The following is a 23,039-nucleotide window of genomic DNA, read 5'->3' on the forward strand; positions in this document are numbered from 1 at the left end:
GCATGACTACCTACGAGTACGCCACGGATGAGGCGAAGACTCTCGCGCCGCGCGTGGTACCAGTGTCCAAGGGACGCATCGTCGTCAACTGGATCACTTCTACCGACCACAAGACCATCGGGTACATGTACCTGATCGCGTCATTCTTCTTCTTCTGCATCGGTGGCGTCATGGCGCTGCTGATTCGCGCCGAGCTCTTCGAGCCCGGTATGAACATCCTGCAGTCCAAGGAGCAGTACAACCAGCTGTTCACGATGCACGGCACCGTGATGCTGCTGATGTTCGCAACGCCGCTCTTCGCCGGTTTCGCGAACGTGATCATGCCACTGCAGATCGGTTCTCCCGATGTGGTGTTCCCGCGCCTGAACGCGCTGGCACTCTGGCTGTTCATCTTCGGCTCGTCGATCGCCGTTGCCGGCTACCTCACCCCGCAGGGTGCAGCCTCCTTCGGCTGGTTCGCCTACGCGCCGCTGTCGAACACCACCTTCAGCCCCGGCGTCGGCGGGGACCTCTGGGTCTTCGGTCTGGCTCTATCGGGCTTCGGTACGATCCTCGGTGCCGTCAACTTCATCACGACGATCATCTGCCTCCGTGCACCGGGCATGACGATGTGGCGTATGCCGATCTTCACCTGGAACGTCCTCATCACGGCCATCCTGGTCCTGATGGCGTTCCCGCCGCTGGCAGCCGCACTGTTCGCGCTCGGCGCCGATCGCCGTTTCGGCGCCCACATCTTCGATCCCGAGTCCGGCGGACCGATCCTGTGGCAGCACCTCTTCTGGTTCTTCGGCCACCCTGAGGTCTACATCATCGCGCTGCCGTTCTTCGGCATCGTCTCGGAGATCTTCCCGGTCTTCAGCCGAAAGCCCATTTTCGGCTACAAGGGCCTCGTCTACGCGACGATTGGTATTGCAGCGCTGTCCGTTGCCGTGTGGGCTCACCACATGTACGTGACGGGCTCGGTCCTGCTGCCGTTCTTCGGCTTCATGACGATGTTGATCGCCGTCCCGACGGGCGTGAAGTTCTTCAACTGGATCGGCACCCTCTGGCGAGGGTCCATCACGTTCGAGACCCCCATGCTCTGGAGCATCGGATTCCTGGCGACGTTCCTCTTCGGTGGCCTGACGGGCATCATCCTGTCGGCACCGCCGCTGGACTTCCACCTCTCGGACACGTACTTCGTCGTCGCGCACTTCCACTACGTCGTCTTCGGCACCGTGGTCTTCGCGATGTTCGCAGGCTTCTACTTCTGGTGGCCGAAGTGGACCGGCAAGATGCTCAACGAGCGTCTGGGCAAGATCCACTTCTGGATGCTGTTCGTCGGTTTCCACGGCACGTTCCTCATCCAGCACTGGCTGGGCGTCATGGGCATGCCGCGCCGCTACGCCGACTACATGGTCGAGGACGGGTTCACCACGATGAACCAGTTCTCCACGATCTTCGCCTTCATCCTCGGACTGTCGATGATCCCGTTCTTCTGGAACGTCTGGGTCACCAACCGTCACGGCCGCAAGGTCGAGGTCGACGACCCGTGGGGCTTCGGCGGTTCGCTTGAGTGGGCAACGTCCTGCCCGCCGCCGCGTCACAACTTCCACTCGATCCCGCGCATCCGTTCGGAGCGTCCGGCCCTCGATCTACACCACCCGGAGCTCAGCGGTCGTACCACCCCTCAGAACGCCGCCGGTAAGATCTTCGGCCCGGCTGATCAGAAGGACAAGTAACCATGAAGATCGAATCCTGGCTGTTCCTTGGTGGGACCTTCTTCTTCCTGCCGATCGCCCTCGTCTACGGCTTCATGACCGAGTGGGGTGAATGGGTCGGTATCCCTGGCCTGTTCATGCTGGTCGCGCTCTCCCTGATGCTCGGCGGCTACCTGATGTTCACCGCCAAGCGCATCGGTCCCCGGCCGGAGGACCGCAACGACGGTGAGATCCAGGAGAACGCCGGCGTCGTCGGCGCCTTCTCCCCGTGGAGCTGGTGGCCGATCTTTGTCGCCGGTGCAGCGGCCATTGGTTTCCTGGGCATGGCGATCGGCTGGTGGATCCTGTACATCGGTGCGGGGCTCTCCGTCATCGCCATCATCGGCTGGACCTACGAGTACAGCCGCGGCGACCACGCGCACTAGGCCGTAGCCCCTTCGGGGGACCAAGCCACCGAAGGCGGGTGGTTCCGTACACAATTCGTGTACGGAACCACCCGCCTTTCTGCATCTCTGGCCCCGTCAGGCCCGGATCAGGTGCAGCCTCTATGATTGAACACAGAACAAGTAGCGTCGACGCCCGCCGGCAAAGGAGCCTCGTGGCCACGAAGAATGCGCAGCACATCGAGGGTCGGCTCGACGATGCCTCGACGGTGCCCAAGCACGCCCAGCTCCGGGAGATCCTCCGGCGCCACGCCCGGACAGCCTGCAAGCCGGGCGAGGGACTACCGTCCGAGCGTGTGCTGACGAAAGCGTTCGGGGTGGCCAGAATGACACTGCGCCAAGCCATCGACGCGCTCGTCGAGGACGGAACACTCGAGCGGGTAGTCGGCCTGGGCACGTTCGTCGCCCGGCCCAAGATGGACCTGCAGGTCAAGCTCACCTCGTACAGCGAAGAGATGCAGCGCCGCGGCATGGTGCCTGCGGCGCGTGTGCTCCGCTTCGATGAAGTGCCCGCCGTTGGCAATCTGGCGCGGGAGATGGAACTCGCCGATGGAACGCCGGTCGTTCGATTCCGTCGGCTCCTCCTGGCCGACGGTATGCCGATGAGCCTGGACGAGAATTTCCTGCCGGCTCACATGGTGCCTGGGTTCCTCGACGAGCCGGCCCCGAGCAGCCTCTACAGCAGCCTCGAGGAACGCTATGGGCTCGTCATGCAATGGGGAGAAGACCAGATCGAGGCCACGGCTGCGAAACCGGAGTACGCCCAGCTGCTGGCCGTCGATGCCGGGGCACCGCTGTTGAAGATTCAGCGTCACGCTTACGTGCGTCGTGAGCTCGTGGACTACTCGGTCTCCTACTATCGGGCCGATCGCTACAAGCTCTGGGTGCCGCTGCAGCGGCCCGGGACGCGACGGACGAGCTCGCACTCCTACAACCGCTGAAAGCGACTCAGCAGCGAATATGAGGACGCTCGCCACGTTCTTTCCGTTTCTACTGGAGCTGGTGCGGCGCGACAGTGTCCTGATTCGGGCGTAGGGGGTCTGGGGGAGCAGGCGCCGGCGTATTGCGCCGCACGCACACGAGGGCCCCGGCACCGAATCAATCGGTGCCGGGGCCCTCGTGTGCGTGCGGGTACTCGCTAGCTGATTACTGCTCGAGTTCCTTGTCGTCCTTGCCCTCGACGGCGTGGTGTCCGTGGTGAGAGCGGGCCTCCTCGAGTTCAGCCTTCGTGACCGGGGCTACGCGGTCCTCGAAGAAGAACTTGGAGATGGATCCGCGCAGCTTCTCCGAGCGCGTGACGTGTCCCGCGCGATCAGCCTGGGCCGGCAGGACTTCGTGGGATTCGAAGGTCATGAGCTTGTAGAGCTTGTAGTCATCGACCTGCTCGTGGCGTTCCGTGAACGCGCCCTCCGGCGACATCTCGATGATGCCCGCTTCGCGACCGTGCAGCACGATGTCGCGGTCCTTGCGCTGCAGTGCAAGGGCGATGCGGCGGGCGATGATGAAGCCGAAGATCGGACCCAGGAAGAACAGCGCGCGAAGCCAGTAGGTGACATCGTTGAGCGCGACACCGAAGTGCGTTGCGATGAGGTCGGACGAGGCGGCGGCCCACAGGACACAGTAGAAGATGACGCCCGCGACGCCGACGGCGGTGCGGAACGGCGCGTTGCGCGGACGGTCCAGCAGGTGGTGTTCGCGGTCGTCCTTGGTGACCCAACGCTCGATCCACGGCCAGACGAACATGCCGCCGAGCAGCGCGACGAGTACCACGGCCGGGACGAGCACGCCCATGGCCAGGAGGTTGTCACCCCACGGGAACGGGATGATCCAGTCGAAGCTGAAGTCCCAGAGCTGGCCCGGCATGAGTCGGAGCGCGCCGTCGGCCCAGCCGATGTACCAGTCGGGCTGGGTACCGGCGGAGACGGGCGACGGGTCGTAGGGGCCGTAGTTCCAGATCGGGTTGATTGTGAAGAACGCCGAGATTGCGGCGACAACACCGAAGACGATGAAGAAGAAGCCACCGGCCTTGGCGGCGTAGACGGGGCCGACCGGGAACCCGACGACGTTGTCCTCAGTGCGGCCCGGACCCGCCCACTGGGTGTGCTTGTGCACGACGACCATGAAGAGGTGGACGGCGACCATCAGCAAGATGAGTGCCGGAACCAGCATGATGTGCAGCATGTAGAGGCGGGCGATGATCGCCGTACCCGGGAACTCGCCTCCGAAGAGGAACGCCGAGACGTACGTGCCGACGACCGGAATCGCCTTGATGATGCCGTCGATGATGCGCAGGCCGTTGCCGGAGAGCAGGTCGTCCGGCAGGGAGTAGCCGGTGAAGCCAGCGCCCATGGCGAGCACGAGGAGGGTGCTGCCAACGACCCAGTTGAGTTCGCGCGGCTTGCGGAACGCGCCGGTGAAGAAGACACGCAGCATGTGCACGGAGACGGACGCCACGAAGAGCAGTGCCGACCAGTGGTGGACCTGGCGCATGAACAGGCCACCACGGATGTCGAAGCTGATGTCCAACGAGGTGTGGTAGGCGACGGACATGCCGATGCCCTTAAGCGGGTTGTACGACCCGTTGTAGGTGGTGTGCGCCATCGAGGGATCGAAGAACAGCGTCAGGAACGTGCCCGAGATCAGCAGGATGACGAACGTGTAGAGCGCTACCTCGCCGAACATGAATGACCAGTGGTCCGGGAAGATCTTGCGGCCGAATTCTTTGACCATCCCCGAGGCGCCCGTTCGCTGATCCACGAAGTCCGCGATGCGGCCTGTCTTGGTCTTGGGCTGGTACACGGTGTTAGTGCTCATAGGTTCTAGCCACGCTCCCAGTATCCGGGTCCGACAGGTTCATGGAAGTCGCTCTGAGCGACGAGGAAGCCCTCGTCGTCCACCGTGATCGGCAGCTGCGGCAAGGCGTGTGCGGCCGGACCGAAGATGACCTTGCACTCCTGGGTCAGGTCGAAGGTCGACTGGTGGCACGGGCACAGCAGGTGGTGCGTGTGCTGCTCGTAGAGAGCGACGGGGCAACCGACGTGCGTGCAGATCTTCGAGTAGGCGACGATGCCGTTGTAGTGCCAGTCTTCACGTTCCGGAGAGACGCTGAGATCTTCCGGGTCCAGGCGCATCAGCAGGACGACGGCCTTGGCCTTCTCGTTCAGCGGATCCTCGGTATCGTTCAGGCCGTCAGGGATCACGTGGAACGCCGAACCGATCTGGACGTCGGATGCCTTGATCGGCGTGCCCGACGGGTCGCGAGTGAGTCGCACACCCTTGTCCCACATGGTGTGGCGCAGGCGGTCAACGATCTGGCCGGCGCTCTCCTTGGTGAGGTCCAGATCTCGCAGGATGAAGACACCCGGCAGCGGGGCCAGGGCCAGCGCGCCGATGAGGGTGTTCCGGATCAGCGGACGACGGTTGATTCCGGACTCGTCGACGATCGTGTTGATGATCGCTTCAGCGTCCTGGCGGTCTTCCTCGGTGCGGACCTCGTGACGGGACTCCGCGATCTCGTGGTCGGGCATCAGCGTGCGTGCCCAGTGAACGATGCCGACGCCGATGCCGAGCATGGCGAAGGCGGTGCCGACGCCGAGCAGCATGTTCTGGAGGCGGATTTCCGCAATCGATTCGGGGTGGCCCACCGCGAAGTAGCCGACAAAGAAGAGCACGGTGCCGATCATCGAGATAGCGAAGAGAATCGCTACCTGACGCTCGGCGCGCTTAGCTGCCCGCGGATCCGTATCGGTCAATCGAGCCCGATGCGGCGGAAGGCCCGGATCCTGGATCTTGTCCAAGGAGCCATCCTGAGCCTTAGCAACGGTGCCCGACTCCTGCGGACTGCCGTGACTATGGTCGCCCATGTTGTCTCTCATCCTTTATCTAAGTGTTCTCGGTACGTAGTGATGCGGTGCTTGAGCCCACCGCACAAGGCTCAAGAGGGACGCGAGGTCAGCCAGATGGTGAAGGCGATGATGATGCCCAGTCCGGCGGTCCAGACGAAGAGGCCTTCGGAGACGGGTCCGAGCGAACCGAGCTTGGCTCCACCGGGGGAGCCCTGCGCTTCGATCTCCTTGAGGAAGGTGATCACGTCGCGCTTGTCCTCCGGGCTGATGTTGGAGTCGTTGAAAACGGGCATGTTCTGCGGGCCGATCACCATGGCCTCGTAGATGTGCTTCTCGTCGACGCCCTCCAGCGACGGGGCGAACTTGCCTCGCGTCAGCGCACCACCGGCAGCGGCGGCGTTGTGGCACATCGCGCAGTTCACACGGAAGATTTCGCCACCCTTGCCGGAGTTGCCGAGCGTGGTGTCCAGGTACTCGGCTTCCGGCACTGCGGGGCCGGCGCCCAAGGACGCTACGTAGGCGGAGAGCTGTCGGATCTGATCGTCGTCGAACTGAACCGGCTTCACCTGAGCCTGCGGGCCCTGCATCTGCATGGGCATGCGTCCCGTGCCGACCTGGAAATCAACGGAAGCGGCTCCGACACCAATGAGGGAAGGTCCGGCTTCAGTGCCTTCGGCGTTCATGCCGTGGCAGGTAGCGCAGTTCGCCAAGAAGAGCTTGTCGCCCTCTTCGACGTCGCTGGCGCTATAGGCGCTGGCGGCCTGCGCTTCGTTCACGCTGCTCGCGGCTGCGTACAGGCCGCCTGTGACGAGCAGACCCATTAGGAGCAGCGCTACAGCGGCGAGCGGATGCCGGCGCTTTTGCGAAAGTGCCTTCACTTGCTGGTTCCTCACTAGTTATCTCGGAAGTTGGTGATGCGGTGTTGGCCTGTGATGACCGGCGTCGGACTACTTCAGGAAGTAGATGATCGCGAAGAGGGCAATCCACACGACGTCGACGAAGTGCCAGTAGTACGACGTGACGATGGCGGAAGTGGCCTCAAAGTGGCCGAACTTCTTGGCGATGTAGGCGCGGCCGATGATCAGCAGGAACGCGATGAGGCCGCCCGTGACGTGCAGGCCGTGGAAGCCCGTCGTCATGTAGAAGGCGGAACCGTAAGCGTTCGAGTTCAGGGCAACACCGTGGTGGACGAGTTCGACGTACTCGTACGCCTGGACGGAGACGAAGATCGCGCCAAGGAGGAACGTCAGGATGAACCACTCGATCATGCCCCACTTCTTCATGTTCCAGAGTCCGCCGGTCCGGCGCGGCTGAAGGTTTTCAGCAGCGAAGACGCCGAACTGGCAGGTGAAGGAACTCGAAACGAGGATGATCGTGTTGATCAGCGCAAACGGGACGTTCAGCTTGTCGGTCTCCGTCGCCCACATCTCCGGCGACGCCGCGCGGAGTGTGAAGTACATGGCGAAGAGCGCGGCGAAGAACATCAGCTCGCTGGCAAGCCAGACGACAGTTCCCACCGACACCATGTTGGGACGGTTCGGTGCAGCGTGCACCGGGGCATTGAGGGCATGAGTCGCAGTTGTCACAGCCCCATTATGTCTAAGAGAGGGCCCTCTACACCAATGGACAGACCGTGATCTGGCCCGATTTCGTGCCGAAGGAGCCCGGGAGCCCCGGAATGACGGGGGAGAAACAATTCCGCGCTTTCTACAATTCGTAGATAACCTGTAGGCGTGTCAACGTTCAGCGCCACCCCAGAGTTCCAGAATTGGCCCACGATCCTCTCCTCGCTCATCGCGGGGGAGAGCCTTCCGCGCGACGCTGCAGCGTGGGCGATGAGTGAGATCATGTCCGGAAATGCCACCGACGTGCAGATCGCCGGATTCCTCGTCGCGCTGCGCTCCAAGGGCGAAACCGTCGACGAACTGACCGGCCTCGTCGACTCGATGGTCGCCGCCGCCCGGCCACTGGAGATCGGCGGCGAGAAGCTGGACATCGTCGGTACCGGCGGCGACCGGCAGAACACCGTGAACATCTCGACGATGGCCGCACTCGTGTGCGCCGGAGCCGGCGCGCGCATCGTCAAACACGGCAACCGCGCGGCCTCCTCGTCCTCCGGGTCGGCCGATGTGCTCGAGGCCCTCGGCGTCAACCTGGAGGCTGCCGTCGAATCGCTGCCTGCGATGGTCGACGCGGCCGGCATCGTCTTCTGCTTCGCGCAGGTCTTCCACCCGTCGATGCGCTACGCCGCCGTCGCACGGCGCGGTCTGGGCACGGCGACGGTCTTCAATTTCCTCGGCCCGCTGACCAACCCGGGCAATCCCACGGCGTCGGCCATCGGCTGCGCGGATGCCCGTATGGCCCCGCTCATGGCCGGAGCCCTCGCAGGTCGCGGGCGCCGAGGACTGGTGTTCCGCGGGGACGACGGACTCGATGAGATGACGACGACGGCGACCAACCGGGTCTGGGAGGTCCGCAGAGGGGAGATCTCCGAGTACACGGTGGATCCGACCGACTTCGGGCTGGCGCGCGTCACGATCGAGCAGCTGCGCGGCGGCGACGCGTCCTACAACGCGGGCGTGGTGCGGGACGTCCTGGCGGGGGAGAAGGGTCCAGCCCGCGACGCCGTGGTGCTCAACGCAGCGGCGGGCCTCGTCGCCTACGACACGGACGCGACTGGAGCGCTCGATGCGCGCCTGGAGCGCGCGCTCGAACGGGCGGCCGCGGCGATTGATGAAGGTCGCGCAGCCTCGGCGCTCGAGCGCTGGGCGGCTGCGACGCGGGCCTGACGCTGCGAGCCGAAAATCACGACGGCGGTCGGGGACGCCCCAGCGGGCGTCCCCGGCCGCCGTCGTACTCAGTGGCGCGCTGCGCCGCTAGCTACTCGAGACCCAGCGAGAAGGCCGCGTCCAGGTCGTGCTGGGAGAAGGCGCGGAAGGCGAGGTGGGTGGTGGTCTCGACGACGCCTTCCACCTTGTTGACGCGATTCGAGATGACCTCGGCGAGGTCCTCGTAGCGTTTGATCCGCACAATCGCGATGAGGTCCCAGTCTCCTGCGACCGAGTACACCTCGCTGATGCCCTCGAGCTCGGAGAGCTTCTGTGCGCATTCCGGAATGCTGTCCGTCTGCGCCTGGATCATGACGAATGCGGTGACCATGGTGACTCCTGATGTCGAAGGTCCTCGGCGATGAGGGACCAGTGGGGGAGCGCGGCCAGGACCGCGCTTCGTCTGTTTGGCTACAGCTTATGCGACGACGGTTCGCTGTCGCCTCCGCGCTTGCGGGCGATCAAACGCGTGATTGCGCGCCGTCCGAGCAGGAAGGCGCCGAGCGTGATGACGGTGACGACGACGAACGGAGTGGCCGCGGTGGCGCCGAAGATGACGCGCAGCGCGAGTCCGAAGGCGACGACGCCCAGCCATGTCATGACACCCTGCGGCCAGAAGCGGTTGTACGTCTCGGGGTAGCGCGTCATCGACGCCATCGCAAGGAGTGCCAGGAGGAACGGAGCGGCTGTGCCGGCGATTCCGGTGAGCGTGAGGCCGTGCTCGTGGCTCTGGCGCCCGAGAACCGCGAACACGACGATCAGGGCGGCGTCGGCGCTGAGGCCGATGATCCAAGAAGTGCGCATGCACTCAATCCTAGGGATCCACCGCGCACGATTCGACGCGGAGACAATCGACAAGGCTTAGCTCTTGTAAGTGATGCTACAAGCTTCTAGTCTTGTTTTATGTTCGTGTTGACGATAGATCAGCGCCATTCGCGCTCGAGCCCCGACCTGGTGGGCGACCTCATCGCGAGGATCGATGCGGCCTACGCCACGCACCGTTCCTTCGAGCGTACTGCCGGCGACGAGGTCCAGGGCGTATTGCTGAGCGCCGAGTCCGCCGTGCACCTGGCGCTCCAGGTCGTGAAAACCGGGGAGTGGAGTGTGGGTATCGGTGTCGGTGCCGCCGAGGAGCCGCTGCCGGCGCAGACCCGCGCCGGGCGCGGCCTGGCGTTCGAGCGGGCGCGCGACGCCGTCGAGCGGGCGAAGACCTCGAGCGGCCGACTGGCCGTGACAGGTGCGGGCAGCGGCGCCGAGCGACTCGAGGCGGAGCTGCAGATGATCGCTTCGGTCAATCTCCGCCGGACTGACACCTCCGAGGAGGCGGGGCAGCTGCTCCTGTCCGGGCTGACGCAGCGCCAGGTCGCCGAGCGGCTGGGTATCAGCCAGCAGGCGGTCTCGAGTCGGCTGTCGTCCGGCCTCTGGTACGAGACGCAGCGCCTGACCGAGGTCGCGGTCGTCGCCCTCGAGCGGCTGGATGCGGCGACTATTAGCGCGGATGGTCGCGCCGAAAACGAAGGAGTGAACGCATGATGTGGGCGGCATGGTCGATCCTGATCCTCGTGGCCGGCCTGGCCCTGTTCACCGTGCTGCGCACGTGGCGCCCCAGCACCAAGACGCGGCGCACGCCGTTGGCCATCGCGCTCGCGGCCCTGCTGGCCCTTGCTGCCGGTGTCGGCGTGCTCGGCGATGCCCTAGCGGCGGCCGCGGTGCCTCTGGCTCTGGCCGTTGTCGTCTCCGTCGCCGCGGCGACGTTGGGTGGCGGCCCGGTCGCCGAGGCGATGTTCCGGTGGGCGTCGTTCAAGCACGACGGTGGTGCGTTGCTGTCCGTGGGCGAGCCGCGGGTGCTTCCGGCCCGGGGGAGTGAGCCGGAGGACGGCGGCGCGGTGCTCCGCGGCGGCCTCTGGATCGGCCTGCTCGAGCGCGGGGCCATCGCCTCGGCCCTCTGGGCCGGCTGGCCTGAGGGGCTTGCGATCGTGCTCGCCGTCAAGGGCCTGGGCCGGTTCACTGAGCTGAAGCAGCACGCCGCCGCCGAGCAGTTCATTCTCGGAACCTTCGCTAGTGTCCTCTGGGCCTGCGCCGCATACGGCGTCGGGCGGCTGGTCGCCGGCTGAGAAGACCAGTGGATCGTGGGGGAGCGGCCTACGGTTCCCAGCGCACGTTCGAATCGCAGAAGGACGTCGTTGCGGCATCCCCGTCGGCGCACTGCCCGTCGAGCAGGCGTCGTTCGCCGAGCGGTTTGTTCAGCGAGAAAGACGCCGGTACCTCGGGGTTGCCCTGACAGGTCGCCGCGCCGAGTTCGAGATCCTCGACGGTGAACGTCACGACGATCTCGTCCGGAGTCTCCATCACGTCGGGTTCGTTGACCTCGCCGGTGACGCCGCTGCTGCATTCGAGGCGCGTGACGAGGACATCGACGCTCGTCGAATCAGCGCGCGGCGGCGATGCGTCGTCGATGCGCCACATCGCCGGTGGCAGACCCTCGGCGCCGTTCGCGCATCCGGCCAGCAGGCATGCTGCGAACGTGGCGAAAACGACACTCGTGCGCGTTGTCGGCTTGCTTTCAGCGGTAGCCATGGAATTCATGTTCCTCCGCGGCGCTTAGGCCGGCAAGACTCATCGCGGTCGCTGTTCCGGAGGGGGGTGCTCTCTAAGCGCGAGAAGGGGTCACCAGAAGCTAAGTTGACATAATGTACATTATCGGCGTTATGGATACGACGGGGATTGCAGCCGTTGCTCACGCACCTGCACTGTTCGGGTCTGCCTGTTGCGTAGCCCTTGGATACGATGCTGAAGCTGTCGGCATATTCGGCGGGGACGCCGCGCGAACCGGCGACCGGGTCAGCGACGTCGCCTATGCAATGTAGTGGCTGGCACCCTTTGAGGCGCATCCAGTTGAACGGACGCGGCGAGGTTTCGGGGTCGAGACGGATCGCCGTCGGAGATTCTCGGCGTTCCTCCTGGGTTGCGGCTGGACGGAGCCTCTCCAAGTCGTTCAGGAGGTCATGCGTCGGCGGAAGCCCTGAGCAGTTGGTATCAAGGACTTAAAAAGGTTCGTTCCCTCGGGGATGAAATTGTTGTTGGTGGCTGCTCCCCCATGAAGCCGGGCCCTTGGGCCCACCCCTCGTCAAGGTGGGCGTGGCCCTCTAGACTCGGCCGCAGGGCAACAGGAAAGGATCTGCGATGCGTCAACTTATCGCGACGGCGTTCGTCTCCCTCGACGGCGTCATGGAGGGCCCCGGCGGCGAACCCGGCTACCGCAACTCCGGATGGACGCAGACCAGTGTCGATTTCGATCCCGCGGCCTACGAGCTCAAGGGTCGCGAACAGGATGAAGCTGCCGCGATGATGCTGGGCCGGCGCAGCTACGAGGCGTTCTCCGCGGTCTGGCCGTCCATGACCGACGAGTTCCCGCAGTACAACTCCATGCCCAAGTTCGTCGTCTCGACGACGCTGAGCGAAGACGATCTCGTGACGGGCTGGGGTGAGACCCGGATCCTGCGAGGTGTCGACGACATCGCCGAACTCAAGAAGGGCGAAGGCGGACCGATTTCAATCCATGGCAGCGGCGAGCTCGTGCGGTCGTTGACTGACGCAGGAATGGTGGACCGGTTCCACCTGCTCGTGTTCCCAGTGCTTCTCGGCAGGGGCGCTCGTCTCTTCAGCGACGCGGACAAGGCGGCGCAGCGGCTGCGGCTCATCGAACACGAGAGTTACGGCAACGGGGTGCAGAAACAGATCTTCGACTACGTGGGAAGCGCTTAGGAGTCCCCAGGACCCGTCGCACCGCCCGGTCACACGTACTACAACTAGGAGTCCCGCCATGCAGCGTCCGATCGATACCGCCCGCAGTCTGCTCGACGCCGGACCCGATGCGCCACCGCCGGCAATCGTGCAGCTGGGCCACCCGGTGCTGCGCACGCCGGCGCTTCCTTACGACGGCGAACTCACCGACCACGAACTGCTCGCCTTGCTCGGGATCATGCGCCGGACGCTGCAGGCGGCGCCCGGTGTGGGGCTCGCCGCCCCGCAGATCGGCCTCGGCTGGCAGCTGGCCGTGCTCGAAGATGCCGCGGACGTGCCCGAGCAGGTTGCGGCCGAGCGCGAACGGACGCCGATGCCCTACTTCCCCATAGTGAACCCCAGCTACTCCCCCATGGGTGAGACGACGACGGCCTTCTTCGAGGGGTGTCTCTCGATGGCCGGCTATCAGGGCGTCGTCGAACGTCCGCGAGAGATCGCCGCCACGTACTTCACCATTGACGGCGAACAAGTCAGTCGAGAATTCAGGGGTTGGCCGGCGCGGATCTACCAGCACGAGACCGATCACCTGGCCGGCACTGTCTATATCGACAAGGCCGAGATCCGAAGCCTGACATGCGCGGACGAGTATGCCGCCCGCTACGCGCAGCAGAGCGTCGGCGAGGCACGGGCGGCACTCGGCTTCTGATCCCGCCGGTAAAGTTGTCGAGTACGGCCGCGGCGTGACGAGTACGCGGCCACCGTTGGACAACCACGAGGGGTGAGCCCGTGCCTGCTGCACCGAGGCCGGCGAGCGGCGCGTCTGCGTCGCAACTCGGCTGGGACCACTTGCGCTGCCCGATATGCTCGCAGCGGCTCCAATGGGCCCAGCGCAGGCTGCTGGTCTGCCCCGACGGGCACCGATTCGACGCGGCGAAGCAGGGGTACTTCAATCTCCTCACCGGCCACGGTACCGCCTTCCGCGAAGACACGGCCGAGATGGTCGCCGCCCGCGCCGAATTCCAGACCGCTGGTCACTACGAGCCGCTCGCCGCCGCGATCGCCGCCGCCGTTCGCGCGCACCTGCCCGACCGGCCTGGCCCCGCTCCCTTGCGCCTGGTCGACGTCGGCGCCGGCACCGGCTACTACCTGCGGCGAGTGCTCACAGCGGTGACGCATTCACCGGCTGAGGCCGTCGCCACCGACATCTCGCGCTACGCCATGCGGCGTGCCGCGAAGATCGAGCACACGATTGCGCTCGTCTGGGACGTCTGGAAACCACTGCCCCTCGCCGAAGCGAGCATCGACGTCGTGCTCAACGTCTTCGCCCCGCGCAACGGGACCGAGTTCGCGCGAGTGGTGCGCCCGGGCGGCATCTCCGTCGTCGTCACGCCGCAGCCGGACCACCTGAGGGAGGTCGCCGAAACTCTCGGCCTGCTCGGCATCGCGGACGGCAAGGAGGCCGCCGTCGCCGAGCGCCTCGGACAGGCCTTCGTGCCCGTCGCCAGCGAGGAGGTGCGCAGCGCGCTCGAGCTGACCCGGGCCGATGCCCTCGCACTCGCGGTCATGGGCCCGGCAGGGCACCACCTCGACGCGGAGGCGCTGCGTTCCCGGCTTGCTGAGGGCCCCGACGTCCTGCGTACGACGGCGGCCTTCCGCGTCCAGGTGCTGCGCCGCGGTTGAAGATCCTCCTTCAGGGGGACGCCGATCCGGCGTGCGATCAGGCAGGATAGGAAGGTACCGAGGGCGGCGAGAGCCCTCCCGAGCGAACGTGTGGTGACTTGCGAATGATCGAATGGATCGTCGCCAACGGCTGGGTGTTCTGGCTGGCCCTGTTCCTCGTCCTGGCGATCATCGAAGTGATGTCCCTGGACCTCTACTTCATCATGCTCGCGACCGGCGCTCTGGCTGCGGTGTTCACGGCACTGGCCGGTGGTCCGTTCTGGCTGCAGACGCTCGTATTCTGCGTCATCGCGCTGGCGATGATTCTCTTCCTGAGACCGATCGCGCTGCGGCATCTCAGGCGGAGTCCGGCCGACCGGTTGACCAACGTGGACCGCCTCGTGGGGCTCGACGCGCTGGTTCTCGAGCCGACCACGCGGCTCAGCGGACGCGCGAAGATCGGCGGCGAGACCTGGTCGGCGCGTATCGACGGCGACACGACGCTAGAACCCGGCAGCTACGGTCGGGTCACGCGGATCGACGGAGCGATCGCGTACATCACGGAGCGCGCGGCTACCGAGGCGTAGGACCCAGGGAAATCCGACCCAACAAGTTCATAACCCCAACTCACCCCAGAGGGGAAACTCATGTCCGATTCATCGAATATCGGTGCGGCAATCGTTCTGATAGTTCTGGCGGTCTTTGTCATCGTCGTGCTGTTGCGCTCGATACGGATCGTCCCGCAGGCGCGGGCCGGCATCGTCGAGCGCCTCGGCAAGTACCAGCGGACCCTCGGTCCCGGTCTGACGCTGCTGATCCCGTTCATCGACCGACTGCTGCCGCTGCTGGATCTGCGTGAACAGGTTGTCAGCTTCCCGCCCCAGCCGGTCATCACCGAGGACAACCTCGTCGTTTCGATCGATACGGTCGTCTACTTCCAGATCACCGAGCCGCGCGCGGCGACGTACGAGATCGCGAACTACATCCAGGCGGTCGAGCAGCTCACGACGACGACGCTGCGTAACGTCGTCGGCGGACTGAACCTCGAAGAGGCACTGACGAGCCGCGACCAGATCAACGGTCAGCTTCGCGGCGTGCTCGACGAGGCGACCGGCAAGTGGGGCATCCGCGTCTCGCGCGTCGAGCTCAAGGCCATCGATCCGCCCCTGTCCATCCAGGACTCCATGGAGAAGCAGATGCGTGCCGAGCGCGATCGGCGTGCCGCCATCCTCACGGCGGAAGGAACCAAGCAGTCCGCAATCCTGACCGCCGAAGGTCAGCGCCAGGCCTCCATCCTCGCCGCTGAAGGCGACGCCAAAGCGTCGATCCTCCGCGCCGACGGCGAGGCACAGGCTATCCAGAAGGTCTTCGACGCGATCCACGCGGGAAACCCGGATCAGAAGCTGCTGGCCTACCAGTACCTGCAGACGCTGCCCAAGCTCGCGCAGGGCGACTCCAACAAGCTGTGGATCATTCCGAGCGAGGTCGGCGAGGCGCTCAAGGGGATCGGCGGCGCGCTCGGCAACATCAACGCGGCCGACGACGAGGCCGCAGCGGGCGAGAAACCCGCGAATCAGTAGGTTCTGCGTATACTGGTTAGTCGGGTCGTAGTCAGTGGCGGTCGGGAATGGTTCCGGCCGCTCTGGCGTTAAGCCGAATGTCGTGAAGCGTTACTGACGCAGTAGGGAGAGTAATGAGCGATCGCAGTCTGCGCGGAATGCGCCTGGGCGCACAGAGCATGGAGTCCGAAGCCGGTGTCGAGCCGGCGCCGCGTCAGCGCGTCGAGTACCGGACGGAGGACGGCGAACAGGTGTTCGTGACGTTCGCCTCCGAGGCCGAGATCCCGGCGACGTGGGTTTCCAAGAGTGGCAAGGAAGCACTCCTCGTCAACGGCCACAAGCCGGAGGAGGACAACTCCAAGCCGGTGCGCACCCACTGGGACATGCTGCTCGAGCGTCGCTCCGAGGAGGAGCTCGAGGAAATCCTGGAGGATCGCCTGAAGAAGATCCGTTCGGCACGCGGCGACAAGGCCTGACCGGACGCCTCGGCAACTGACGAAAAGGCCGGACCACCCCGAGGGGTGGTCCGGCCTTTGTCATGTCCGGGTGGCGGGTGCCGAGGCGCCTATCGGGTTGCCGAGGTCAGCTTCTTCCACCGGGCCGAAAGGCCCCAGCGGGTGACGTTGAGCATGGCCTCGACGACGATGTTCCCGCTCATCTTCGAAACGCCGAGCTCGCGTTCGACGAAGGTGATCGGGACCTCGGTGATCGTGAACCCCAGCTGGGCCACGCGGAAGGTCATGTCGACCTGGAAGCCGTAGCCGACCGACTCGATGGCGTCGAAGTCGATGGCCTCGAGGGTCTCGCGCCGGAAGGCGCGGAAGCCGGCGGTGATGTCTCGCACGGGCAGCCCCAGCATCGTCCGGGAGTACAGCGACCCGGCACGGGAGATGAGTTTGCGGTGCAGCGGCCAGTTCACAACGCTGCCGCCCGGGACCCAGCGTGAGCCGATGACCAGATGCGCGTCGGGAACCTTCGCGAGCAGGCTGGGCAGGTCCTCGGGGCGGTGCGAGCCGTCCGCGTCGAGCTCGACGATCACGTCGTAGTCGCGCTCGAGGGCCCAGCGGAAACCGGCGATGTAGGCCGCTCCGAGCCCCTCCTTGCCGCGACGGTGCATGACGTGGATGTTCGAGTCCTCGGCGGCCATACGGTCGGCCAGTTCCCCGGTGCCGTCAGGACTGTTGTCGTCGGCGATGAGAACATCGCTGTCAGGGACGGCCGCACGCAGGCGGTCCACGGTAACGGGAAGCGCCTCGAGCTCGTTGAATGTGGGAATGATGGTCAGTACGCGCACGGAGCAGTGGTGCCCTTCTGAACGGGGGTGGATGCCAGTGCCCCAGTATACGGCCGCGTTCCTGTCAGGTCGCTGGAAACGCGGGGTGCATCCGGCGAGAATCGCGGACGCCGTAGGCGTGAACGAGGGAAAACCCCGATGGCTTCGGACCAATGGCGGCGCGCGTGTCCCCCATTGTTTTCTAATGCCATCGGGGTTTTCCCCTGTCGTGCTTGCCGGATCTCCCGGCACGGCAGACGAGGGATCGTGTGGAGCGGGAAACCCGTCGGAAGCTGCCGGTGATTCACCAGCCTAGTGGTTCATCCCACACTGTCAACCGCTGCGTGACCAGTGCCGTTCAGGATCGAACCTAGTCAGTACCGAAACGACCCGGTGAGGCTCAAAAGGCATCATGCAACGACTGAGGCGTCCTCCGCGAAAAGTACGCGCCCGGCGCGTACCGTGCGGAGGCAACGGGGAAACTCATTCTCCATAACCGGCAGCAGCGGGGTTCCGGCGCGCGCATCCGTACTCCACGAGGCCACGCGGGAGTCGGGCGTCTGCACCATCAGTTCCGAGGCACTCCACACGGCGAACGTTGCTTCTCCGCCGGGCACGAGCTGCCCGCCGAAGGGGATATCGACGCCGGCGGCGCGGTACCCGGAGCGGGTGTGCGCCAGGAAGGCCGCGCGCGCTGAAATACGGGCAGACTCCGTAGACAGGTTCAGGCAGGCCTTGACGCTCCCCCACGGGTCGACCTCGGTCACCGGTGCGTCCGAGCCGAGACACACCGGAATGCCAGCGGCGAGGAAACGTCCGACCTCGTTCATGCGCTGGGTCCGCTCGGGGCCGAGGCGGGACGCGTACAACCCTTCGGGGCCGCCCCACTTCGCGTCGAAGGCCGGCTGCAGTGAGACGGTGACTCCGGCCTCTAGCAGGGTGGCGATGACATCGTCGTCGACCATCTCCACGTGTTCGAGGCGGTGGCCGAGCCGCTGCAGCGCCTCGGCTCCGACCTCGTCGGCTGCGCGCCGGAAGCCCGCGGCCGCAGCGTCGGCGCCGGCGTCGCCGATGACGTGGAAACCGGCCTGCACACCGGCCTTGGTGCAGGCGACGACGTGCGCTGAGATCTGTTCGGCCGTGAGCGTCAGGGTGCCGGTGTTCCCCGGCGCGTCCGAGTATTCCGCCCGCAGCGCGGCTGTCCGCGAACCGAGTGAACCGTCGATATTCAGGTCTCCGCCGAGACCGGCGAAGGTGGGCCCGAAACTGCGAGCCAGCGCCTCGGCCTCGGCGACGCTGGTGGCCAGCTCGGCCCAGTAGAGGCGGACCAACGGATACGATGCGGGGTCGGTGGCGACGAGTTCCTCGAGCAGCTCGGCGTCACGACGACCGCTGATCTGCGGCGCGGCCATCTCGGCGACACCGGCGTAGCCGTGCTGGGCGTAGTGCTCGAGCGCCGCCCGGAGGTATCGCCGCCGCGTGGTGTCGTCGTAGTCGGTCGCGCGTTGGCGGATTGCGCGGTGAAGGTCTCCGGTGACGTGTGCGGACGAATTTCCCGGGCGGACGGGGGCCGAGGTCCCGGCCACGAGGGCGGAGTGCACGTCCACGCGGGCCAGGTAGACGTCCGCGCCCGCCGCGGCGTCGGCGAGCTCGTCAACGGATGGCAAGACGGGGGTGTCCCATTCGGTCTCGTCCCACCCGAAGCCCACGATCGGTTGCCCCGGGGCGCGCACGCCGGCCGCACGGACGGCACTGAGCAGCTCCGACATGGAACGGGCATCCCGGAGATCCACCTGCTCGAGCGAGGCGCCCAGCTCGGTCAGGTGCACGTGGGAGTCGAAGAAAGCCGGGGCAACCAGGGCGCCGTCGAGATTCACTACGGTCATCCGCTCGTCGATCAGGGCCGCGGCAGCGGCCTCCTGGCCGATCCAGGCGACGGTGTCGCCGTCGATCAGCATGGCGGTTGCGAGCGGATCCGCCGGCGAGTAGACGGAACCGTTGCGGTACATGACCAGCGAAGACACAGAAATCCTCTTTCGTGACGGGTGGGAGCGCGACGCTTAGTCGGAGACGCTGGAGTAGGCGACGACGCCGCGGCGGACGAGTTCGACGGCGTCGCGGCAAGTCGAAGTGAAACTTGCTGGGACGTCCGGCACCTTGGCCAGTTGGTCGAGCGAGTCGATGACCTGCTTGGCCCACCGCACGAAGTCACCGGCTGCGAAGTCCGCCCCGCGCAGGCAGTCCTTGAGGTCGCGGCCTTGGGCCCACTTGAACATCGGCCAGATCAGGCCAGACTCGGGTTCGGCGGTCTCGGGCAGCCGGTGCTCGTTCTCGGCGTCGGTCAGCTCGCTCCACCGGCGCACGGCGACGTCCCAAGCCTCGGACATCGCTTTGGTCGGCAGTTGCGGGTGGACGGTGTTGTCTTCCCGTTTGGCCTGGTACACGAGTGCGGTCACGATCCCTGCGAGTTCCGCGGCGTCCAGACCGTAGAGGGCTCCGGACTCGAGCACGAGCGAGGAGAGCAGGTCGCGTTCCCCGTAGATGCGGCGCAGGCGGTCCCCCGCCGGCGTCGTGTAGATCTGCCCGGTCTCCGGTTCGGTGTGCAGGTAGTCGTAAGACTCGAGGACCGTGCAGACCCGGTCGAAGGTCTTGGCGATGGTGTTGGTGCGGCCCCGGATCTGGCTCTTGAGCTGATCCGTTTCGGCCCGCAGCTTGGTCCAGCGCTCGCCCCAGCGGGCGTGATCCTCCCGATCGGAGCAGCCGTGGCAGGGGTGCCGCTTGAGTTGACGACGCAGGTCGGCGATGCGCTGTTCCTGCTTGGCGTTGCCGCCGAACTCGAACCCGGCCGCGTTACGTCGCGGAGGGCGGCCGTCGTGGACGGCGTTGCGGACGCTGGAGGCCAAGTCTCGTCGTTCCTTCGGGGACTTGCCCGTGAAGTGCTTGGGAACGCGGATGCGGGAGATGATCTGCACGGGTCCGTCGAGGTCGTTGCTGCCCAGTCGGCGGACCTGTTTATCCTCGGTCAGGATCGTCGGACGGGGGTCGCGGTGCGAATCGGAGAGTTCGATCACCACGCAGCGGCCCAACCGTCGCGGACCGACGACGTCGAGCACGTCACCGACGGCGAGCTGGTGGAGGGATTCCTCGGCGGCGCTGCGGCGTGCACGTGTCGCGGTCCGGGAAACCTCCTTCTCCGCATTTGTCAGGTCTCGCCGCAGTCGCGCGTACTCCGCGAAGTCGCCCAGATGACACTGCATGGCCTTCTCATACCCGGCCAGGGACTCCTCGCGGCTACGTACTTGCCGGGCCATGCCGACGACAGAGCGGTCGGCCTGGAACTGCGCGAATGAGGATTCGAGGATCGAACGCGACCGGTCCCGACCGAACTGGGCGAAGAGGTTCAGGCTCATGTTGTAGGTCGGCCGGAAGCTCGAGTTCAAGGGGTAGGTGCGCCGCGAGGCTAGGCCGGCGACGGCGGCCGGGTCAGTGCCGGGTTGCCACTGCACGACGGCGTGGCCCTCCACGTCGATCCCACGTCGCCCTGCGCGGCCCGTCAGCTGGGTGTACTCCCCCGCGGTCACCGTGACGTGCTGTTCGCCGTTGAACTTTTCGAGCTTCTCGAGCACCACGCTTCGGGCGGGCATATTGACGCCGAGCGCCAGCGTCTCCGTCGCGAACACGGCCTTGACGAGACCGCGGGCGAACAGCTGCTCGACCACTTCTTTGAAGATCGGCAGCATGCCGGCGTGGTGCGCGGCGAAGCCGCGCATGAGGCCCTCGCGCCAACCCCAGTAGCCGAGGACTTCGAGATCTTCCTGGGGCATCTGGTGCGCTACGCGCTCGACCGCCTCGCCGATCTCCTTCGATTCCTCACGCGTGGTTAGTGCCAGGCCGCTGCGCACGCATTGATCGACGGCGGCGTCGCAGCCCTTGCGCGAAAAAATGAAGACGATGGCCGGCAGAAGCGCGGCGCGGTCCAGGGAGAGGATCATGTCGGGTCGGGTGACCTTGTGGCTGACCTGCGGTCGCTGCCCGCGCTCGTGGCCATGCCCGTGGCCGCCCCTGCCTCGCCCGCGACGCGGTCCCCCGGAGCGGAAGCCGGACCGCATGTCGCGTTGCGCGAATTTGACGAGCTCGGGGTTGACCTTGACGTCTTCCTCGTCCGCCGGCCCATCGGCGGCGGCTTCGTCGAAGGAGACATCCCCGGCGAAAAGATCCACGATTCGGCCGTTGGCCATCACGTGTTGCCAGAGCGGGATCGGCCGGTGTTCGGAGACGACGATCGCGGTGTCGCCGCGGACGGTGTCCAGCCAGCCGCCGAACTCCTCCGCGTTGGAGACCGTCGCGCTGAGTGAGATGACCTGGACGGCCTGGGGAAGGTGGATGATGACCTCCTCCCACACGGCGCCGCGGAATTTGTCGGCGAGGTAGTGGACCTCGTCCATGATCACGAAGCCCAAGCCGACCAGAGTGTCCGACTCGGCGTAGAGCATGTTGCGCAGCACTTCGGTGGTCATGACGATGACGTCGGCCTCGCCGTTGATGCTGGTGTCCCCGGTCAGCAGGCCGACACGGTCGTGACCGTAGCGCTTGGCCAGTTCCGCGTACTTCTGATTGCTCAGAGCTTTGATCGGCGTCGTGTAGAACGCCTTCTGCTGACGCGAAAGCGCGAGGTGGACGGCGAACTCGCCGACCACGGTCTTACCGGCTCCGGTCGGTGCAGCGACCAGGACGCCGCGCTCGGCTTCGACGGCCTCGCAGGCTTCGATCTGGAAAGGGTCCAGTTCGAATTCGAGCGACTGGCGGAAGCCGTGTAGTTCCGTCTTGGAGTCTGCGGCGCGCTTTTTCGCGGCCGCGTACTGTTCAGCGGGCGAAGACATCAGTTGCTGCCCGTCTCCTTATACGTTGGTTCGTCAGTCCGGGAGCGGACTGGCGTTGTTGGCGTTCTCCTCGTTCTCCTTGTCACGCTCGGCGGCGCGCTTGGCTCGCCGCTTGTCGTTGTAGAGGCAGAAGCCGGTGGCAGCCACGAACAGAAGCAACAGCGGGCCCGCGAGGACGAACATCGTCAGGGCGTCGCCTCCGGGGGCCGCCATCGCGGCGACCAAGCAGATGAGGAAAACGGTGATGCGCCAGTTCTTCAGGATCAGCTTGCCGGGCAGGATGCCGATCATGTTCAGCCCGACCACTAGCACTGGAAGGAGGAACGCGATGCCGAAGGCCAGGAACAGACGCAGGACGAAGTCGAGGTATTCGGGGGCGGTGACATAGTTCACCGCCCCGCCCGGGGTTAGCCCGACGAAGAAGATCAGGGCGTAGGGCAGCGCCCAGAAACCGAGGACGATCCCGCCAAGGAAGAGCGGGAGCGCGGCGCTGATGAACCCGACGGTGGTCCACTTCTCCTTCTTGTGCAATCCGGGCACGATGAAGGCCCACAGCTGGTACAGCCAGACCGGTGCCGACATGATCAGGCCCAGGAAGACCGAGACCTTGATCAGCATGTCCAGCGGCGAGACCGCGGAGGCGAAGTTCGCCTGGCCGCCGGCATCCGCCAGCGGTTCCATGATGATCTCCATGACCGGGTTGTAAAGGAAGAACCCGGCGACTGTCGTCACGAAGAGGGCGATGAGGGAGATGAACAGCCTGTTTCGAAGCTCGATCAGGTGTTCTTTGAGGGACATCCGCCCTTCGGAATTTTTGCGTCCTGCTTTCGGCGCCACGTTGAGTACGGTGTCTCTTCTCGGTTACGCGTTGCCGCGGCTCTGCGGGTCTTCGTCCTTGGGGTCGATGACCTTGCCCTCGACGGGCTCCTCGGCCGCTGATTCGGAGGTGTTCTTGTCGTCGCCCTCATCCTTCATGTGGCGGACCTCGCTCTTGAAGATGCGCAGCGACTGCCCCATCGAGCGTGCCAGAGCCGGGAGCTTCGGTGCGCCGAAGAGCAACAGCACGAGCGCGATGATGATGAGCCACTGCCAGCCCTGAATACCCATG

The 23,039-nt window shown here is 65.6% G+C and carries 24 protein-coding genes; 12 read left to right on the top strand and 12 right to left on the bottom strand.

Annotated features, from left to right (window positions below; genetic code table 11):
* Positions 1 to 2 precede the first annotated feature (2 nt).
* From ctaD to EV380_RS04720, 3 genes are all read left to right on the top strand, one after another.
* On the top strand, positions 3 to 1,721 hold the full coding sequence (ctaD, locus tag EV380_RS04710) for an aa3-type cytochrome oxidase subunit I (protein WP_102160491.1): 1,719 nt from the start codon (positions 3 to 5) through the stop codon (positions 1,719 to 1,721).
* A gap of 2 nt (positions 1,722 to 1,723) precedes the next feature.
* Positions 1,724 to 2,125 (top strand): cytochrome c oxidase subunit 4, encoded by a 402-nt coding sequence (locus tag EV380_RS04715; RefSeq protein ID WP_130449682.1) that lies wholly within the window; start codon positions 1,724 to 1,726, stop codon positions 2,123 to 2,125.
* Between the two features lie 173 nt (positions 2,126 to 2,298).
* Positions 2,299 to 3,084: a GntR family transcriptional regulator gene (locus EV380_RS04720; RefSeq protein ID WP_242607506.1), complete on the top strand. Its 786-nt coding sequence runs from the start codon at positions 2,299 to 2,301 to the stop codon at positions 3,082 to 3,084.
* A 205-nt stretch (positions 3,085 to 3,289) separates the two neighbouring features.
* Here the strand turns inward: EV380_RS04720 and qcrB are convergent, their stop codons facing one another.
* The 4 genes from qcrB to ctaE all read right to left on the bottom strand — a co-directional run bounded on the left by qcrB (position 3,290) and on the right by ctaE (position 7,574).
* Positions 3,290 to 4,957: a cytochrome bc1 complex cytochrome b subunit gene (gene qcrB / locus EV380_RS04725; RefSeq protein WP_130449687.1), complete on the bottom strand. Its 1,668-nt coding sequence runs from the start codon at positions 4,955 to 4,957 to the stop codon at positions 3,290 to 3,292.
* Positions 4,958 to 4,962: 5 nt separating this feature from the next.
* Positions 4,963 to 6,006, bottom strand: a complete 1,044-nt coding sequence (gene qcrA, locus EV380_RS04730; RefSeq protein ID WP_130449689.1) for a cytochrome bc1 complex Rieske iron-sulfur subunit — start codon at positions 6,004 to 6,006, stop codon at positions 4,963 to 4,965.
* Positions 6,007 to 6,077: 71 nt separating this feature from the next.
* Positions 6,078 to 6,866, bottom strand: a complete 789-nt coding sequence (gene qcrC, locus EV380_RS04735; protein WP_130449691.1) for a cytochrome bc1 complex diheme cytochrome c subunit — start codon at positions 6,864 to 6,866, stop codon at positions 6,078 to 6,080.
* A gap of 69 nt (positions 6,867 to 6,935) precedes the next feature.
* A complete protein-coding gene (gene ctaE / locus EV380_RS04740) occupies positions 6,936 to 7,574 on the bottom strand; it encodes an aa3-type cytochrome oxidase subunit III (protein WP_102159887.1) in 639 nt (212 codons plus the stop codon).
* Positions 7,575 to 7,721: 147 nt separating this feature from the next.
* On the opposite strand from ctaE, the gene trpD reads away from it, so the two are divergent.
* On the top strand, positions 7,722 to 8,777 hold the full coding sequence (gene trpD, locus EV380_RS04745; RefSeq protein ID WP_130449693.1) for an anthranilate phosphoribosyltransferase: 1,056 nt from the start codon (positions 7,722 to 7,724) through the stop codon (positions 8,775 to 8,777).
* A 91-nt stretch (positions 8,778 to 8,868) separates the two neighbouring features.
* On the opposite strand, the gene EV380_RS04750 is transcribed toward trpD, so the two are convergent.
* The gene (locus EV380_RS04750) at positions 8,869 to 9,147 is read right to left on the bottom strand and encodes an Lrp/AsnC family transcriptional regulator (protein ID WP_102159889.1); all 279 of its coding nucleotides are present in this window, start codon (positions 9,145 to 9,147) and stop codon (positions 8,869 to 8,871) included.
* 80 nt (positions 9,148 to 9,227) lie between these two features.
* Positions 9,228 to 9,620, bottom strand: a complete 393-nt coding sequence (locus tag EV380_RS04755; RefSeq protein ID WP_130449695.1) for a DUF3054 domain-containing protein — start codon at positions 9,618 to 9,620, stop codon at positions 9,228 to 9,230.
* A gap of 99 nt (positions 9,621 to 9,719) precedes the next feature.
* Between EV380_RS04755 and EV380_RS04760 the strand changes: the two genes are divergently transcribed.
* Together EV380_RS04760 and EV380_RS04765 are read left to right on the top strand one after the other, a co-directional pair.
* Complete coding sequence (locus EV380_RS04760; protein WP_130449697.1) at positions 9,720 to 10,349, top strand: winged helix-turn-helix transcriptional regulator; 630 nt, start codon at positions 9,720 to 9,722, stop codon at positions 10,347 to 10,349.
* Complete coding sequence (locus EV380_RS04765) at positions 10,346 to 10,930, top strand: hypothetical protein (RefSeq protein WP_130449699.1); 585 nt, start codon at positions 10,346 to 10,348, stop codon at positions 10,928 to 10,930. The genes EV380_RS04760 and EV380_RS04765 overlap by 4 nt, the downstream gene beginning before the upstream one ends.
* A gap of 28 nt (positions 10,931 to 10,958) precedes the next feature.
* Here the strand turns inward: EV380_RS04765 and EV380_RS04770 are convergent, their stop codons facing one another.
* Complete coding sequence (locus tag EV380_RS04770; RefSeq protein WP_130449701.1) at positions 10,959 to 11,393, bottom strand: hypothetical protein; 435 nt, start codon at positions 11,391 to 11,393, stop codon at positions 10,959 to 10,961.
* Positions 11,394 to 11,999: 606 nt separating this feature from the next.
* Here EV380_RS04770 and EV380_RS04775 point away from each other — a divergent pair.
* From EV380_RS04775 to EV380_RS04800, 6 genes are all read left to right on the top strand, one after another.
* Positions 12,000 to 12,581 carry a dihydrofolate reductase family protein gene (locus EV380_RS04775; protein WP_130449703.1) on the top strand — a complete coding sequence of 194 codons (582 nt, stop codon included), beginning with the start codon at positions 12,000 to 12,002 and terminating at the stop codon, positions 12,579 to 12,581.
* Between the two features lie 58 nt (positions 12,582 to 12,639).
* Positions 12,640 to 13,266, top strand: coding sequence for a peptide deformylase (locus EV380_RS04780; protein WP_130449705.1), 627 nt, complete (start codon positions 12,640 to 12,642; stop codon positions 13,264 to 13,266).
* 80 nt (positions 13,267 to 13,346) lie between these two features.
* Positions 13,347 to 14,240: a putative RNA methyltransferase gene (locus tag EV380_RS04785; RefSeq protein ID WP_242607507.1), complete on the top strand. Its 894-nt coding sequence runs from the start codon at positions 13,347 to 13,349 to the stop codon at positions 14,238 to 14,240.
* Positions 14,241 to 14,344: 104 nt separating this feature from the next.
* Positions 14,345 to 14,806: an NfeD family protein gene (locus EV380_RS04790; RefSeq protein ID WP_102159909.1), complete on the top strand. Its 462-nt coding sequence runs from the start codon at positions 14,345 to 14,347 to the stop codon at positions 14,804 to 14,806.
* 60 nt (positions 14,807 to 14,866) lie between these two features.
* On the top strand, positions 14,867 to 15,799 hold the full coding sequence (locus tag EV380_RS04795) for an SPFH domain-containing protein (protein ID WP_102159912.1): 933 nt from the start codon (positions 14,867 to 14,869) through the stop codon (positions 15,797 to 15,799).
* A gap of 113 nt (positions 15,800 to 15,912) precedes the next feature.
* On the top strand, positions 15,913 to 16,254 hold the full coding sequence (locus EV380_RS04800) for an RNA polymerase-binding protein RbpA (protein WP_102159915.1): 342 nt from the start codon (positions 15,913 to 15,915) through the stop codon (positions 16,252 to 16,254).
* Positions 16,255 to 16,343: 89 nt separating this feature from the next.
* Here the strand turns inward: EV380_RS04800 and EV380_RS04805 are convergent, their stop codons facing one another.
* From EV380_RS04805 to tatA, 5 genes are all read right to left on the bottom strand, one after another.
* Positions 16,344 to 17,072 carry a polyprenol monophosphomannose synthase gene (locus EV380_RS04805; protein WP_102159918.1) on the bottom strand — a complete coding sequence of 243 codons (729 nt, stop codon included), beginning with the start codon at positions 17,070 to 17,072 and terminating at the stop codon, positions 16,344 to 16,346.
* A gap of 389 nt (positions 17,073 to 17,461) precedes the next feature.
* Entirely contained in the window at positions 17,462 to 19,075 is a 1,614-nt protein-coding gene (locus tag EV380_RS04810; RefSeq protein ID WP_341272757.1) for an amidohydrolase, read from the bottom strand.
* 36 nt (positions 19,076 to 19,111) lie between these two features.
* A complete protein-coding gene (locus EV380_RS04815; protein ID WP_130449707.1) occupies positions 19,112 to 21,931 on the bottom strand; it encodes a DEAD/DEAH box helicase in 2,820 nt (939 codons plus the stop codon).
* 33 nt (positions 21,932 to 21,964) lie between these two features.
* A complete protein-coding gene (tatC, locus tag EV380_RS04820; protein WP_130449709.1) occupies positions 21,965 to 22,729 on the bottom strand; it encodes a twin-arginine translocase subunit TatC in 765 nt (254 codons plus the stop codon).
* Between the two features lie 63 nt (positions 22,730 to 22,792).
* The gene (gene tatA, locus EV380_RS04825; protein ID WP_130449711.1) at positions 22,793 to 23,038 is read right to left on the bottom strand and encodes a Sec-independent protein translocase subunit TatA; all 246 of its coding nucleotides are present in this window, start codon (positions 23,036 to 23,038) and stop codon (positions 22,793 to 22,795) included.
* Position 23,039 lies beyond the last annotated feature (1 nt).

This window comes from Zhihengliuella halotolerans, assembly GCF_004217565.1.
In the GTDB taxonomy this organism is placed as follows: domain Bacteria; phylum Actinomycetota; class Actinomycetes; order Actinomycetales; family Micrococcaceae; genus Zhihengliuella; species Zhihengliuella halotolerans.